At 77.2% G+C, this 14,736-nt stretch carries 14 protein-coding genes; 3 read left to right on the forward strand and 11 right to left on the reverse strand.

Annotation, left to right across the window (positions count from 1 at the left end):
• Positions 1 to 19 precede the first annotated feature (19 nt).
• On the forward strand, positions 20 to 1,102 hold the full coding sequence (locus tag RM540_RS07765) for an NAD(P)/FAD-dependent oxidoreductase (RefSeq protein ID WP_311662987.1): 1,083 nt from the start codon (positions 20 to 22) through the stop codon (positions 1,100 to 1,102).
• Positions 1,103 to 1,155: 53 nt separating this feature from the next.
• On the opposite strand, the gene RM540_RS07770 is transcribed toward RM540_RS07765, so the two are convergent.
• Entirely contained in the window at positions 1,156 to 2,388 is a 1,233-nt protein-coding gene (locus RM540_RS07770) for an erythromycin esterase family protein (protein WP_311662988.1), read from the reverse strand.
• 274 nt (positions 2,389 to 2,662) lie between these two features.
• The gene (locus RM540_RS07775; protein WP_311662989.1) at positions 2,663 to 2,950 is read right to left on the reverse strand and encodes a hypothetical protein; all 288 of its coding nucleotides are present in this window, start codon (positions 2,948 to 2,950) and stop codon (positions 2,663 to 2,665) included.
• Between the two features lie 99 nt (positions 2,951 to 3,049).
• Here RM540_RS07775 and pdxH point away from each other — a divergent pair, with 99 nt between their 5' ends.
• Entirely contained in the window at positions 3,050 to 3,718 is a 669-nt protein-coding gene (gene pdxH / locus RM540_RS07780) for a pyridoxamine 5'-phosphate oxidase (RefSeq protein ID WP_311662990.1), read from the forward strand.
• Positions 3,719 to 3,820: 102 nt separating this feature from the next.
• On the opposite strand, the gene RM540_RS07785 is transcribed toward pdxH, so the two are convergent.
• The 5 genes from RM540_RS07785 to RM540_RS07805 form a co-directional block, all read right to left on the reverse strand.
• Positions 3,821 to 4,099, reverse strand: coding sequence for a hypothetical protein (locus RM540_RS07785; RefSeq protein WP_311662991.1), 279 nt, complete (start codon positions 4,097 to 4,099; stop codon positions 3,821 to 3,823).
• A 152-nt stretch (positions 4,100 to 4,251) separates the two neighbouring features.
• Positions 4,252 to 5,649, reverse strand: a complete 1,398-nt coding sequence (locus RM540_RS07790) for an inner membrane CreD family protein (protein ID WP_311662992.1) — start codon at positions 5,647 to 5,649, stop codon at positions 4,252 to 4,254.
• 113 nt (positions 5,650 to 5,762) lie between these two features.
• Entirely contained in the window at positions 5,763 to 6,539 is a 777-nt protein-coding gene (gene uppS, locus RM540_RS07795) for a polyprenyl diphosphate synthase (RefSeq protein ID WP_311662993.1), read from the reverse strand.
• A 289-nt stretch (positions 6,540 to 6,828) separates the two neighbouring features.
• A complete protein-coding gene (locus RM540_RS07800; protein WP_311662994.1) occupies positions 6,829 to 7,167 on the reverse strand; it encodes a transcriptional regulator in 339 nt (112 codons plus the stop codon).
• Complete coding sequence (locus tag RM540_RS07805; protein WP_311662995.1) at positions 7,160 to 7,816, reverse strand: hypothetical protein; 657 nt, start codon at positions 7,814 to 7,816, stop codon at positions 7,160 to 7,162. The genes RM540_RS07800 and RM540_RS07805 overlap by 8 nt, the downstream gene beginning before the upstream one ends.
• Before the next feature lie 331 nt (positions 7,817 to 8,147).
• Here RM540_RS07805 and RM540_RS07810 point away from each other — a divergent pair, with 331 nt between their 5' ends.
• Positions 8,148 to 9,080 carry an MBL fold metallo-hydrolase gene (locus tag RM540_RS07810; RefSeq protein WP_311662996.1) on the forward strand — a complete coding sequence of 311 codons (933 nt, stop codon included), beginning with the start codon at positions 8,148 to 8,150 and terminating at the stop codon, positions 9,078 to 9,080.
• 182 nt (positions 9,081 to 9,262) lie between these two features.
• Here RM540_RS07810 and RM540_RS07815 read toward each other — a convergent pair whose 3' ends face one another.
• From RM540_RS07815 to RM540_RS07830, 4 genes are all read right to left on the reverse strand, one after another.
• Positions 9,263 to 9,556, reverse strand: a complete 294-nt coding sequence (locus RM540_RS07815; RefSeq protein WP_311662997.1) for a hypothetical protein — start codon at positions 9,554 to 9,556, stop codon at positions 9,263 to 9,265.
• An 86-nt stretch (positions 9,557 to 9,642) separates the two neighbouring features.
• Complete coding sequence (locus RM540_RS07820; protein WP_311662998.1) at positions 9,643 to 11,178, reverse strand: DASH family cryptochrome; 1,536 nt, start codon at positions 11,176 to 11,178, stop codon at positions 9,643 to 9,645.
• 130 nt (positions 11,179 to 11,308) lie between these two features.
• Positions 11,309 to 14,266: a M36 family metallopeptidase gene (locus RM540_RS07825; protein ID WP_311662999.1), complete on the reverse strand. Its 2,958-nt coding sequence runs from the start codon at positions 14,264 to 14,266 to the stop codon at positions 11,309 to 11,311.
• Between the two features lie 80 nt (positions 14,267 to 14,346).
• The gene (locus tag RM540_RS07830) at positions 14,347 to 14,619 is read right to left on the reverse strand and encodes a hypothetical protein (protein ID WP_311663000.1); all 273 of its coding nucleotides are present in this window, start codon (positions 14,617 to 14,619) and stop codon (positions 14,347 to 14,349) included.
• Positions 14,620 to 14,736: the final 117 nt, after the last annotated feature.

Raw genomic sequence — 14,736 nt, forward strand, 5'->3', positions numbered from 1 at the left:
CTCCAGGGCCGCCCCGCCCGTGTCTAGATCCCTCGCCGTCGTCGGCGCCGGCCCCGCCGGGCTCGCGGCCGCCCACGCCCTCGCCGGCTCCGGCGTCGCCGTCACCGTCTTCGAGAAGAGCCGCGGCGTCTCGGGCCGCGCCGCCACGCGCTGGCGCGACGCGCCGGGGCCGGACGGCGAGCCGTTCCGGTGGCGGTTCGACCACGGCGCCCAGTACCTCAGCCCCGACGCCGACTCGCGCGCGGCCGGCCTCGTCCGCAGCCTGGGCGGGGTGGTCGACGTTGAGGGCGCCGTGTGGCCGTTCGACGACGACGGCCGGCTCCGCCCCGACCGCGCGCGGGCGGAGCCCGGCCTGCGCTGGACGTGGCCCGACGGGATGGCCGACCTCGGCCGGCGGCTCCGCGACGCGACGCCCGGCCTCGACCTCCGCAACGGAGCCCGCGTGACGCGCCTGGTCCGCGAGGGCGGGGCGTGGACGGTCGAGACCGACGACGGCCACGCGGGGACCTTCGACGCCGTCCTCCTCACCCCGCCCGCGCCGCAGACGGCCGGCCTCCTCCGCGAGAGCGACGTGGGCGGGGCGGACGGCGAGGCGCTCGCGCGCGCGCTGGGCGGGGCGGGTTACCGCTCGCAGTTCACGGTCGCCTGGGGGATCACCGCCCCGCTCGACCGGCCGGGCGCGTTCTACGCGCTCGTTAATGCGGACGAGCACGGCGGGCGGGGCGGCGGCCACGACGTGGCCTGGCTCGCGTTCGAGAGCGACAAGCCGAACCGGGCGCCCGACGGCGCCCACATCGTCCTGGCGCAGATGTCCGACGCCTGGACGCAGGCCCACTACGACGACGCGCAGGCCGACGTGGTGGCGGCCGCCGCCGAGGCCGTCGCCGACCTCGTCGGCCCGCTCCCCGGCCCGGCGTGGACCGACACGCAGCGGTGGCGCTACTCGCTCCCCGACGGCGCCGCCGACGCGGACGCGCTGGAGGCGGCCGCCGCCCACGGCCTGTTTTTCGCCGGCGACTACACGGCGGGCAAGGGACGCGTGCACCTCGCGCTGGAGGAGGGGCTGGCGGCGGCGGACCGCGTCCGCGCCTGGGCCGGCTAGCCCACCGCCCCGCCCGCACAGTTCGGCGGGGCGGGGTGGGGGGGCACCCGCCCCTACTCGGTCGCCCTCGCCGGCGTCATCTCGCGGATCACCACGAGGCCGTCGAGCACGAGCGGCCACCCCGCCCGCATCTCGGTGTAGCCCAGCGGCCGGGCCAGGAGCGGGGCGTTGAGCCAGGCGCCCGCCTCCGTCTGCGCGAGCGCGCGGAGGTCGAGGAAGGCGGCCGTCTCGAACGGGGCGGCGCAGGCGAGCGCTTCGAGGCTGCCCGGCGACGGGGGCGGAATGGCCTCGACGGGCAGGTCGAGCGGGGCGGCGCCCCAGGCTCCGCCGCAGGCCGTGAAGGCGACCGCGCGGTAGCCGTCGCCCAGCGCGGCCGAGGCGGCGTCGCCCATCGTGACCGCCTCGTCGTAGCTCCACGCCGGGTCCAGGTTGTCGACGGCCGCGAGCCGGCGGACGGCGTGCGACGACGCGGCCCACACCACGAGCGGGGTGGCGGAGCCGCGTGCGAGGTACGCGACATTCTCGCCCATCTGGCGGTCGCGGGGCGTCGAGCGCTGCACCCAGAACTGCGCCGCAGCCGCCAGGAAGCCGCCGAGAACGAGGCCCTCCTCCTCGGCGCCCGCCCCGCTCAGCGCGGCGCGGTAGTCGGCGACGGCGCCCTCGATCTCGTCCCGGAGCGAGTCGGAGACGGCGGGGCGCTGGAACCGCGAGTAGGCGCCGAGCACGCGCCGGACCTCGGGCCACCGGCCGTCGAGGGCGCCCGCGTTGGCGAGCGCCCGCTCGACTTGGTCCCAAGCCGCCGCCCCGCCCGTTTGCGGCGTCACGTCGAGGCCGACGACACGCAGCGGGCGGGGCGAGCCAGCGGTCGAGGCGGCGTAGGCCAGCCCCGCCCGCGCCTCCCGCGCCGTCGTCCACACGTAAGGCGCGACCGAGTCGATCCGCGCGAGCGCGTCGGCGGGAGACGTGAGCGGGAGCGCCTCCGTGAGGCCGGACGCTTCGAGTGCGAGCGTCTCCGCCCCGCCCCGCTCGTGGAGCAGCCGCGTGAGCGCGCTGCGGACGAGGAAGGCCGCGCCGTCGCCGTGCGTGGGCTCGCTCAGGGCGACGACGCGGGCGCCGGCGACGGCGTCGAGGAACGGGCCGCCGGCCGCGCTCGCCGGGTCGGCCAGGAGCCCGTCGAGCGGCGCGACGTGAGGTGCGAGCCAGACGGCCCGGGCGCTGTCGGCGGGCGCGGGCTGCGCCGCGAGCGGGAGCGCGACGAGGAGGGCGGCGAGCGGGGCGAGGCGCATGGGCGGGGCGGGCTCAGGGGCTACCGGGCGGACGGTCCGGCGCCGGTCGAGACACCCGACGGCCGGCCGCGTTGCCGCCCCGCCCCCGCTCCCTCACGGGGCGGACCAGTCAGAGACTGTTTGGTAGAGGTTCTCCCTCCCCCACCGGGGGAGGGCCGGGGTGGGGGACAGACATCGGAGCGGCCGTCGAGGGCGGGGCGGCCGCCTCGGGTCCCCCCTCCCAGCCTCCCCCCGCTGGGGGGAGGAGCCTCGAAACCGGCTACCAAACAGTCTCTCAGGGGGCGGGGCGAAGGATGTCCGCGACGGCCCGGTGCTTGACGGCCTCCCCGAACAGGCACAGCCCGGCGTTGACGACGCACAGCGCGGCCGTCCCGTAGAGCACGAACGGCTCGCCCCGCCCCTTCCGAAGCGTGGCCTCGCCGACCAGCGAGAGCCCGAACCCGACCGACGCGAGCCCGAGCGGGGCGAACCGCCGCCACGTCTTGAGGTGCGGCTCGGCCGAGCGCGCGGGCAGCGCGGGCGCCGCGGGGCGGGGGACGGCGGAGAGCGGCGGGTCGGGCATCGGATCGGGAGGCAGGAGGCGTGGGCGGGGCGGACCCAAACGGGCGGGCCGGCGTGTCCTACGCGAACCCCCACCCCGCCCTTTGGGTCCGCCCGTTCCATGTCCGCCTCCACCCCGCCCGATCACGTCGCCGGCCTCCGCGAGAGCTACGAGCGCGGCGCGCTCGACGCCGCCGACCTCCCCGCCACCCCGCTCGCGCTCTTCGAGCGGTGGTTCGCCGACGCCCAGGCCGCCGACGTCCCCGAGCCCAACGCGATGACGCTGGCGACCGTCGGCGCGGACGGCGCGCCCTCGGCCCGAGTCGTGCTCCTGAAGGGCGTCGACGAGCGCGGGTTCGCGTTCTACACCAACTATGAGAGCCGGAAGGGCCGCGAGCTGGACGCCTCGGGCCGCGCCGCGCTCGTGTTCTGGTGGCCGGCGCTCGAGCGGCAGGTCCGCGTCGAGGGCCGCGTCGAGCGCGTGGCCGACGACGAGGTCGAGGCCTACTACGCGAGCCGCCCGCGCGGGAGCCGCCTCGGCGCCTGGGCGAGCCCGCAGAGCCGGGTCATCCCCGACCGCTCCGTCCTCGACCAGCGCCTCGCCGACGCCCAGGCCGCGCACCCCGACGACCCTCCCCGCCCGCCGTTCTGGGGCGGCTACCGCGTGGTCCCCGAGGCCGTCGAGTTCTGGCAGGGCCGCCCGAGCCGGCTCCACGACCGCCACGTCTACCGCCGCGAGCCCGGCTCCACGGGCGGGGCGGGGTGGCGCACCGAGCGGCTGGCGCCGTGAGGCCGGTGGGTCCGTAGGATCAGTCGATCAGTGAGGCAGGAGCGCCCTCCCCGCCCCCGCCTCGGCAGGAAGGCCCCGCCCCGCCCCTCAGACGCCGCGGACCTACGGATCCGCCGTGGACTCACCGCCCTCGCGGTTGGCTGCGCCGTCCGCTTCACGGTTGTCCGCCACGCCGCGGACGTTCGTGACCAGCAGGAACACCTGGAGCGCGACGAGCGCCCAGGCCGCGGCGCTCCAGCCCCACGCGACCCAGAGCGCGTTCGAGACCAGGAACAGGCCGAACCCCCACAGCCGCTTGTGCCGGTCGTCGGCGGCCACCAGCCACCCCGCCACGACGGTGACGGCGAACGCGGGCCACTGCAACAGGTCGAGCCAGTCCATCGGGCGGGGTGGGGGGAGGCCGGCCTAAACCGGCCGCCCCGCCCGCTGATCCTCCCCGAGCGGCCGGGCAGGGCGAGTCCGGGCGTTCCCGATGCCCGGGCGAGGCAGAGCCGCCCGCCCCGCCCGCAGAGCGAGGGCGGGGCGGCCGAGCCCTACGCGGGCTCCGGCGCGGGGCGGACGCGGCGGGCCGCCCCGCCCGGGCCGGCGCTGGCTACGCCGTCTCCTGCGGAGGTCTCGGGCTTCGCGAGGACGGCCTCCCAGTCCAGCCGGCCCGTCGCCTGCATCGTCACGAAGAGGGTGGCGACCGACAGCAGCGTGATGGCGAGCCCGGTGAAGCCCTCCAGGAAAAACGTGGCCGCGAACGCGACGAGGTACACGGCCTGCGCCCCGCCCACCTCGACGAGCGCGAACCGGAGGCCCGCCACCAGCCGCACGTACGACACCACGAGCGCGAGGCTCACGGCCGACGCCACGACCATGGCCGCGCCGACCGAGACCACGTCCACGAGGTAGGCCAGCAGGAGGTGGAACGCGAAGCACGCCGCGCCCAGAAAAAAGTAGTGCATCGGGTGGAGCCGGACGCCGCGGAGCAGCGAGAGCACGAACACGGCGAAAAAGAACAGGAACAGGCTCACCGGCGCGAAGAACGTCACGCGGCTCACCCACGGCCCCGGGTTGAGCCGCTGCGGGAGCGCCACGCCCAGGTCGGCCGAGGCCACGAGCGTCCCGTAGTCCCACACGAGCCGCCACCCGCCGCCGTCGCGGGCCTTCGCGGTCGGCGCGAGCGTGCCGGCGGGGAAGTCGATGCCGTCGGCGTCGGTCGTCACCACGAGGCGGACGTCGCGGGCCGTCGCCACCCCGCCCGCGGCGGCCGGGCGGGGCGGGGCGGGCTCGCCGTAGCGGTCGGTCTCGTTCGACACGACCGCCCCGCCCGAGCTCAACGCGTAGCGCCACGTCTCGACGCCCTGCGACCCGTACCGGACGCGAAACACGGCGCTCTCGCCGGGCTCCAGCTCGACCTCGTGCCCGAGCGCCCCGCCCGCCGCGTCCACCTCGACCGCCCCGCCGTCCACGTCGAGGGCGAGGTCAGTGACGACGGGCGAGCGGTCGGGGAGCGGGAACGCGAACGCGAACCGCCCCGCCTCGTCGCCGTCGTTCTGGACCCGGTACGAGCCGTCAAAGCGGACGGCGTAGGTCGGCACCCACAGCAGGCCGCGCTGGCGCTGCTCCAGGTCGAGGTCCGCCGTCACGTCGCTGGACTGGAGCGGGGCGGCCGTCCGCACGGTCCGCGTGACGCGTTCGGTCACGGTCCGCGTCGAGCCGTCGGGCTCGCCGGTCGGCTCGGTCCGCGTCTCCACCCCGGTCACGTCGTCGAGGCGCGCGAACGAGGGCGCGCGCTGGACCTGCGGGCCGCCCCACATCTCGCCCACGTCGCTCCGCACCGCGGAGTCGGACGCCTGCGTGCGGTGGACGACGGTGCTGCCCAAAAACACCCAGGCGAGGGAGCAGCAGAGGAAGATGAAGGCGATGGCGAGGAGTCGTTTGATCATGGTCGGGGAGGGATGGAGGGGTGCGGGATGGGGGGATGAGCAGAGGGTCCGTGACACCGCGGGGGCGCTGGCCGCCCCGCCCGTACAGGGCCAGAGGGCGGGGCGGGGTGGCGTCAGGCGGCGAGGCCGCCGAAGCGGCGGTCGCGGCCCGCGAAGTCGGCGAGCGCGGCGCGGAGCGTGGCGGCCGTCACGTCGGGCCAGAGCGCGTCGAGGAACAGGAGCTCGGCGTAGGCGCTCTCCCACAAGAGGAAGTCGCTCAGCCGCCGCTCGCCGCCCGTCCGCACGAGGAGGTCGACGGGCGGGGCGGGCGCGCCGTCCGGGTGGAGCGCCGCCGCGAGCGCGGCCTCGAACCGCCGGCCGGCGTCGGGAACCGCCCCGCCCTCGGCTTTGGCGACCGCCCCGCCCTCGGCGCCGGGCGGGGCGGCGAGCGCGTGCGCCGCGCGGCAGATGGCCTCGCGCGCCGAGTAGTCGACGGCGACGCGCAGCAGGAGGCGCCGCCCCGCCCGCGTCTCCCACTCCGCCCGGCACGCCGCCGCGCGGAGCGCGCCCGGCAGCCGGTCCCGCCGCCCGACGAGCTGCAGGCGGACGCCCGCGCGCTTCAGCCGCGGCGCCTCGGCACGGAGGTGGGCCGAGAGCAGCGCCATCAGCGACGAGACCTCGGGGGCGGGGCGGCGCCAGTTGTCCGACGAAAAAGCGTAGACCGTCAGCACGCCGACGCCCAGGCCGGGCGCGGCCTCGACCACGCGGCGGAGCGCCTCGGCGCCCGCGCGGTGGCCGGCGGCCCGCGGGCGCCCGCGGCGCTCGGCCCAGCGGCCGTTCCCGTCCATCACGCACGCGACGTGGAGGCCGGGCGGGGTGGCGGTACTTTGTGTTTCAAAGTGAGCAGGCATAGCAAGCAAGGGGATGTGGGCACTGTAGCGGCGTTGCACGCAACGCCGGGGCGGGAGCAGCGGGGTGAGAGCGGGAGGCGGGGCCGTCTGCCGAGGCGGGTCCGCCCGTCTCTCTCGTCCAGAGGAACGCATGGATGCTCGGGCCACAGCGCCTCGGCCCACGTCCACCCTGCTCTCGCCGCAGCGGCGGGGCGGGGCGGGGCGCTCGCGGTAGGCGCGGGTGGGTTGGTGCGGAGGTCGGCAGGTGTCACGCTTTGGATTGCAAAGTAGAGGGGCAAGAAAAAAAGCGTCACGACGGCCGCGCGGCCTGGATGACCGCCTCCATCTGGTCGAGGTAGTCCGTCAGCGCCCGCCGCCCCGCGGTCGTCAGCGAGAACTCGGTGAGCGGGGCGCCGGCCGTCGTCTTGGAGACGGCGACGTAGCCGGCCTCCTCCAGCTTCCGCGCGTGGACCGAGAGGTTGCCGTCCGTAAGGTCGAGCCCCGTTTTCAGGTCAGTGAACGAGGTCGCGCCGCCGGCCGCGAGCGCGCTCAGGATCCCCAGCCGCACGCGCTGGTGCACGAGCGGGTCGAGGTCGGGGACCGCCGGGGCGGGGCGGGCCGCGCGGCGGGAGAGGGACCGTTTAGCCACCGTGGTTCCGGGCGATGAGGACGCCGAAGACGACGTGGAGCCCGCCGAACCCGGCCGCCATGAACGCGTCGCCCCAGGCGGGCGGGGCCAGGAGCGCGAGCGCGCCGAGCAGCATGAACAGCGACCCCATGAGCGGGACGGGCCGGATCGAGAACGCGCCGGCCGCGAGCACGCCGGCCCCGTAGGTCAGGAGCCACACTCCGGGGAGCAGGTGGCGGCTGACCGTCGCGAGCGGGGCCTCCCGCGCGTACGTCCCCGGGGCGAGGTCGTACCCGTAGACCGCCAGCGTGAGCGCGACGCCGACGAGGAGGGCGGGGAGGAGGCCGAGCAGGAACTTCCGGCCCTGCCCGCTGAGGAGCGCCGCCCCGCCCCGCCGCGCCTTCAGCACGGTGGCCCAGGCGCCGATGAGGAGGCCGACGAGCGCCTCGGCCGTCCACACCGTCAGCCAGTCGGCGACGGTCGGCTGCCGCGCGGCGACGGCGGCGGCCACGAAGGCGGTTGCGCCCATCGCCACGCCGCCCCAGCCGGGGACGGCCGTGAAGGTCCCGGTCCGCTCCATCGTCTCGCGGATAAACCGGAGGTGCGAGGCCGCCGACGCCTCGGGGGCGACGGCCGGCTCGCGGCGGCGGAGGGCGGGGCGGTCGGTCATGGCGGCGGGCTTTGAAACCCAAAGTAGAGCGTCCGCTTTGCGTTGTCAAGCGGGCGGGGCGGCGGGATAGGCGCCCGCCCCGCCCGTGCCGGACCGCCCCGCCCGCGCCCGAGGCGCCGCTGCCGTGTCCGTCGAGGGCGGGGCGGCCAGCGTCCCCGAGGGCATTTCTGTGGCCGGCGGTCTCGCCCTGCCCGTGGTGCCCGAGCCGGTCGCCCCGCCCACCGTGCGAGGGCGGGGCGTCTGCCTTCCGCCCCGCCCCAGGCGCGGTTCGGGGGAGCGGCCGGAACGGGCGGGCGGGGCGGCCGGTTGGCCTGGCCCCTCCGCGCCCGCCATGCCTGACCGCCTCCTCCCCGTCGCCGACAGCCTCGTCTCGCTCCGCACCGGGATCGTCAACGTCCTGTTCGTCGGCCCGCCCGGCGCGGGCGACCGCGGGTGGGTGCTCGTCGACACCGGCCTTCCGGGCTCGGCCGACGCGATCCGCGAGGCGGCGGCGCGGCGGTTCGGGGCCAGCGCACGGCCGTCGGGGATCGTCCTCACGCACGGCCACTTCGACCACGTGGGCGCCGTGGAGGCGCTGGCCGAGGCGTGGGACGCGCCGGTCTACGCGCACCCGCTCGAGCTCCCGTACCTCACTGGCCGCTCGGCCTACCCGCCCCCCGACCCGACCGTCGGCGGCGGCGCGCTCGCGGCGCTCTCGTTCCTCTACCCCAAGCGGCCGATCGACCTGGGCGACCGCGCGCGGGCACTGCCCGAGGGCGGGGCGGTGCCGGACATGCCCGGGTGGCGGTGGATCTGGACCCCGGGCCACGCGCCGGGCCACGTCTCGCTCTGGCGCGAGGCCGACCGGACGCTCGTGGCCGGCGACGCGTTCGTGACCACGAAGCAGGAGTCGCTGATCTCCGTCGCGTTGCAGCGGCCGACGGTCCAGGGGCCGCCGGCGTACTTCACGCCGGACTGGACGGCCGCGCGGCACTCGGTGAGGGAGCTGGCGGCGCTGGAGCCCGAAGCGGCCGGGACCGGCCACGGCCCGCCGCTCCGTGGCGCCGAACTCCGGCGCGGTCTGGCCCGCCTCGCGGCCGAGTTCGAGCGCCGGGCCGTCCCCGCGCACGGCCGCTACGTCGGCTCGCCGGCGGTGACGGACGCGGGCGGCGTCGTGTCGGTGCCGCCGCCGGACCCCCGCGAGCGGATCGCGGTCGGCGTCGTGGCCGCGAGCGCGGGGTCCGTCGCGCTCCGCGCCCTCGCGCGGCGGGCGCTCCGGCGGTAGGCCGCCCCGCCCGGCGGCGTGGAGTCAGCCGCCCCGCCCACGGTCCGCCGCCCCGCCCACGGTCCGCCGCCCCGCCCGGGGCGGGAGACGAGGAAGAGAGGAGGGCGCGTCTGCTCCGCTCTCAGCCAGCGGCGCGGGCTCTCCCGCCCCGCCCTCGTCGGGCGGGGCGGGAGCGGGGCGGTCTACTCGTCCTCCTCGACGATCCGGCGCAAGAGCGGGTCCTGCACGTCGAGGCCGCCGTCGCCGGCCGTCTCGTCGAGCTCCTCCTCGATCTGCTCAATGAGCGCCTCGGCCTCGGTCTCCGTGGCCCGCTCCAGCACCACGAGCGAGGCGAACCCGTCGGTCGCCCCGCCCCCGCCCATCGGCGTGGCCTGCGCCACGCGCCACCCCGCCCGGAGGTGCTCGTCGAGGCGGTCGAGCGAGGCGGTCGGGGCGCCGGTCGGGCCGGCGATGACGACGAGGGCTTTCTGAGGCATGGGCGGGGCGGTGGGGCGTCCCGTGAGAGTCGCCGCCCCGCCCGCCGGTTCCACCCGCGACCGAGCGGGGCGGCGGGCGGGGCGGTTCAGCGTCGGCCGCGGCGCGTGCCCCGGCGGCCCTTCGCCCCGCCCCGCCCGGACCCCGGCCGCTGGCCGGCCTGGGCGTCGGCACGGAGCCGGCCCGTGATGCGGTCGTAGTCGACGAGCGGGGCGGGATAGTCCTCGCCGATGCGGACGCCGTACCGCTCCTGCTCGGGCTCCGTCATCCGGTACGGCTCGCGGGCCTTGGCGGGCGGGAGGCCGGCCAGCTCCGGCAGCCAGTGCGTGATGAACGCGCTCTCGGGGTCGTACTTCTTCGCCTGGAGCTCGACGTCGAAGTAGCGGTCGCGCGGGTCGCTCCCGACGCCGGCCACGTAGGCCCAGTTGCCCCAGTTGCTCGTCGGGTCGTAGTCCACGAGCAGGCTCTCGAAGTAGGCCGCGCCGGCGCGCCAGTCGAGGCCGAGGTGCTTGGCGAAAAAGCTCGCCGCGTTCTGGCGGCCCCGGTTCGACATGAACCCCGTCGCGTTCAGCTCGCGCATCGACGCGTCGACGAGCGGGAGCCCGGTCCGGCCGTCGCACCACACCTGGTAGTGGGCGCGGTCGAGCCGCGTCGAGACGCCGCGCTCGCCCTTCGGGCCGGACGGCCAGAACAGGCGGTCGCCGTGCTTGGCGCCGTAGACGCGGAAAAAGTCCCGCCACAGCAGCTCGAACGTGAGCCAGTAGGTGCTCTTGTTCTTCTCGCGCGTCGCCTCGTAGCGCGCGACCTCGGCCTGCACGCGGCGCGGGCTGAGGCACCCGTTCGAGAGCCACGGCGAGAGCTTCGACGAGTCGTTCGGGTCGAGCATCCCGTTCCGCGTCTCCTCGTACGTGCGCAGCCGGTCGAGCCCCCACACGTAGTCGTCCAGCCGGGCCAGCCCTTCGGTCTCGCCGCCGCGGACGGCGAACCCACGCCGCGTGTCGGGCTCGCGCGGCTCCAGGCCGAGCGCGGCGACGGAGTCTGGGATCTCGCCCGGCTCGACGCCGTCGGGCGGGGCGGGGAGGGCGTCCGGCGCGGGCACGGGCGCCGGGTACCGCTCGCGCGCCGGGGCCTTCTCGACCGCCTTGCGGAACGGCGAGAACACGTCGGGCGCCTCGGCGACCGGGAACGGCAGCGTGTCCAGGTCGACCAGCGTGTGCCCCCACCGCCCCTCGCGGACGTCCACCCCGCCCGGCATCGCGTCGCGGACGGCCGCCTCGACGTCGGCCTCCTCCTGCATCGGCTCGTCGTGGAGGTGGAGCGTGGCCGCCCCACTCTGGGCCGCGAGGGCGGGGAGGACGTCTTCGGGCCGCCCGAGGCGGACGACGAGGTCGCCGCCCCGCCCGCGCATCGACCGGCGGAGGTCGCGGAGCGCGTCGAGCACGAACTGCGCCCGGTACGCCCCGGTCTTGGGGACGCCCAGCGCCGTCGGCTCGTAGTGCCGCGGGTCGAGGCAGTAGACGGCGAGCAGCCGGCCGCCCGGCCCGGCGGCCGCGGCGGCGTCTCGTAAGGCGGCGTGGTCGTCGAGGCGGAGGTCGGACCTCAGCCAGAGGAGGGCGGTGGGCATGGGGCGGGCTCGGGGCGGGGCGTCTGTGAACCGCCCCGCCCCGCCCTCGCGGTCCGCGCCCGGCCGATCTCAGGACTCGCCCCGGGTGGAACGGCCGGGCGGGGCGGGTGGAATGCTTCGGGCGGGGCGGCTAGCGGACGACCGTGAGCGTCCGCGACTCCCCGAACGCCTCGCCCTCGACGCGGAGCACGTAGACGCCCGACGCCAACCCGCCCACGTCGACCGCGAACGACCGGCGCGTGTCGGCGTCGAGCTGCGCCGCGAACGCCCGGAGGCGCCGGCCCAGCCGGTCGTACAGGGCCACCTCGACCCGCTGCGTCGCGGGCACCGCCAGCGTGAACCGGGCCTCCGTCCGGGCCGGGTTCGGGCCGACCGCCGAGAGGTCGTGCGTCCCCTCGACGCCGCCGTCGGTCGCCACGCGGACGGACAGGCGGAGCCGCGTGGCCGCGTCGACCTCGACGGGGACCGTCGCCGTGAGGCGGCCCGTGTCGAGCGGGGAGGGCCGGAGCGTGACGCGGAGCACGACCTCGCCGCCGGCCGGGAGCACGCCGGCCACGGGCTCGACCGTGAGCCACGGCGGGAGCTCCTCGATGACGACGGCGAACTGGTCGTCGGTCTCGCGCGCGCTCCGCAGCACCACCTCGACCGTCTCCGACGCGCCCGGGCGGACCGTCGCCACGGCGGCCGTCTGCGACAGCGCGACGGCGCCCGCCCCGCTCGGCGTCACGAACCCGGCCCGGCCGTCGTTCGGGTTCTCCGGCGAGCCCTGGCGGGCGTCGAGGCCCAGGCCGCGCCGGGCGAAGGCGTTCCAGAGGAGGTCGGCGTGGGCGCCGCCGTAGAGCGCCTCGTCGGCGGCCAGGATGGCGTCGCGGCCGTCGACGAAACCGGGCGTGCAGGGCGTGAGCTTGAGCCCGGTCGTGACCAGGTTGAGGGCCACCTGGTTGCCCGCCCCGCCCGAGGCGTCGGCGATGTCCTCGCTGAACCCGAGCGTGTCGATGAGGTCCCACGTCATCTCCCACAGCGCCGAGGCCCACACGAACCCGACGCCGTGGGGGACCGAGAGGCCGCGGGCGCCGGCCGGCTCGAACGCGGCGCCCGAGACCACGTCGGCGTACGTGTAGTCGTTGACGGCAAAGTCGGTCGAGTACGGGGCGGGGCGGAGGCCCGGGCCGTCGGGGACCTCGAACCGGAGGTAGGTCCCGACTCCGCGCGGCTGGCGGCCCGTGTCGCCGGACCGCTGCGTGAGCATGAGCGCGTAGAAGTCGCTCCACCCCTCGCCCATCTGCTCGCCCGGGCGCGAGGCGGCCGGGTCGTCCGGGTCCGTGGCCCCGTTCGAGAGGCACCCCACGTCAGACGGCCCGCCGACGAGCCGGTTCGAGATGCCGTGGGCGTACTCGTGGACCACAACGCCGGCGTCGAAGCTGCTCAGCCGGTCGGCGAGCTGGGCCACGTCGACCGCGACCGGCGCGGGGCTGCCGGCCAGCGCCAGCCCGGTGCTCCGCCCCACGAACACGCTCGGAACGGCGATGCCGTCGCCGGTGCCGCTCATCACGATGAGGACGTCGCCCCCGCCGTCGGCGCCCGTCCGGTTGTAGACGACAACGCCGATGGCGCCGGCGGCCTGCGCCTCCAGCACCTTCTCGACGAACGTGCATCCGCCCCGCTCGACGAGCGCCACGCGGCCGGTCAGGTCGCCCGTGACCTGGCCGGGGCAGCCGGTCGTCTCCCCGCCCGGCCCGCGCGTCGGGACGAGCGGGCCGGAAAATCCGACCGGCGGCCCGAACCCGGCGGCGAGCGACGGGAACGGTCCGGCGAGCGCGGCCGGCGCGGTTACCCGGAGCTGGGCGCCGCCCCGCCACTCGAACATCTGCATCCGCGGCGGCCGCCCCTCGGGCGGGGTGCCGAAGTTGGCGTTGTTCGACCCCGACCCGTCGCGGGCCTCGGCCCGGACGGCATCGTCGCCCTGCCCGGCCCCGGTCACGTTCGTGACCTGGAAGTTGCCCGCGGCCTCGTCGAACCCGTAGCGGTAGGCCACGTCGTGGGCCACGTTGTTCCAGTAGAACAGGTTCGTCACGGCGGCCGGTCCGTTCTGTCGGACCGGGGCGTCGGGGTCGAACGGGAAGTCGAACGTGAGCGACGGCCCGCCGTCCGGCGCTGACCCGGGATCGGGCGCGTCGTCGTCATCGGCGTCGAGGTAGGCGTAAACGTTGTTGCCGCGCGTGACGGTGTAGGTCTGGTCCCCGTCGTCGTGCCACCCGAGCGGGGAGGCCGCCGGGTCGGCGGGGTCGGCGACGAGCGCGAACCCGTCCGTGTCCGGGCTCTCGAACGGGAACGGGACCACGCGGTAGGCGCCGGCCCGGGCCGCCCCGCCCCGCCCGGCGTCGAGGAACACGGGCGGGGCGGAGGCCGCGGGCGGGGCGGGTGTGGGCGCCGCCGGCCACGCGTCGTGGACGACGAGGTCGTCGTCGGCGAGCACGGCGCCCGTGAGCGCGTCGACGCGGACGCGCCGGAGCACGGCCGCCCCGCCCACCCCGCGCACGACGACCTCCCACGCGAGGCGGAGCGCGCCGCCGTCGGTCTCGTGGTAGCCCAGCCGCGGCGCGCCGGCCTCGACGGCGCGGGTCCGGGCCGCCGCCTCGGCCGCCGCTCGGGCGTCGACGGCCGGGTCGTCGGTGAGGACGGGCGGCCCGGGCGGGGCGGGGCGGGCCAGCGCCCGCCGCGCGACGCCCTCGGCGACGGCGACGGCGGCCGCCCCGCTCAGCGCTGGCGTCGACGGCCCCGCCCGCTCGGCGAGGTCGCGCTCGAACGGGGGCGGGGCGGAGTGCGTGCGCCCGCCGTGCGACACGGCCGCCGTCGCCGCCGTCCCGAACACCTCGACGCCGGCGTGGCGCTGGACGAGCGTCACGAACGTGAGCCCGGTCCGCGCGTCCTCGTGCACGTGCGTCGGGTGGAGGTCGGCCAGGTCGTCGGTCGCGGCCCGCGCGCCGGCCTCCCGGAAGTGGTCGCGCGCGGCGGCGACGGCCGGCGACTCCTGCGCGAGCGCGAGGGCCGGCCCGAGGACGAGGGCGGCGAGGAGGACGAGGCGCACGGCGGCAGGGGCAGGCGGGCCTGACGATACGTTCGTAGGCGGCGTATGCGTGTGGAAGCGCTCTCCTTCCGGGTCCCCTCCTACAGCCCCGCGGGCCGGCGGCAGTACGCCCGCACGCCGCGCTCGACGTGGAGGGCGTAGAGGTAGAGCACGTCGTCGCGGAGCGGCGACGGGAGCGCGTCGGGCCGCCCGAGCACGTCGCGGACGTAGGGCTCGCCCACGCGGAGCGCCCGCGAGGTCGCCGCGACCGCCCCGCCCGTGACGCGGGCGTGCCCCGCCGGGTCGCGGTGCTCGATGACGGCGAGCGTGTCGAGCGCGGCGCGGACGGTGCGACGGGGGGCGGGGAGCGTCATGGCCTGGAGGGCGGGGTGTGCCGCCGGCCGTGCCAACCGCCCCGCCCGCCTCGCGCCGCGTCGCTTTCGGCGGGCGGGGCGGGACGGGAGCGTGACGCGGGGGCAGACCAAAGGGGG

It is taken from the genome of Rubrivirga litoralis (assembly GCF_031846415.1).
In the GTDB taxonomy this organism is placed as follows: Bacteria; Bacteroidota; Rhodothermia; order Rhodothermales; family Rubricoccaceae; genus Rubrivirga; species Rubrivirga litoralis.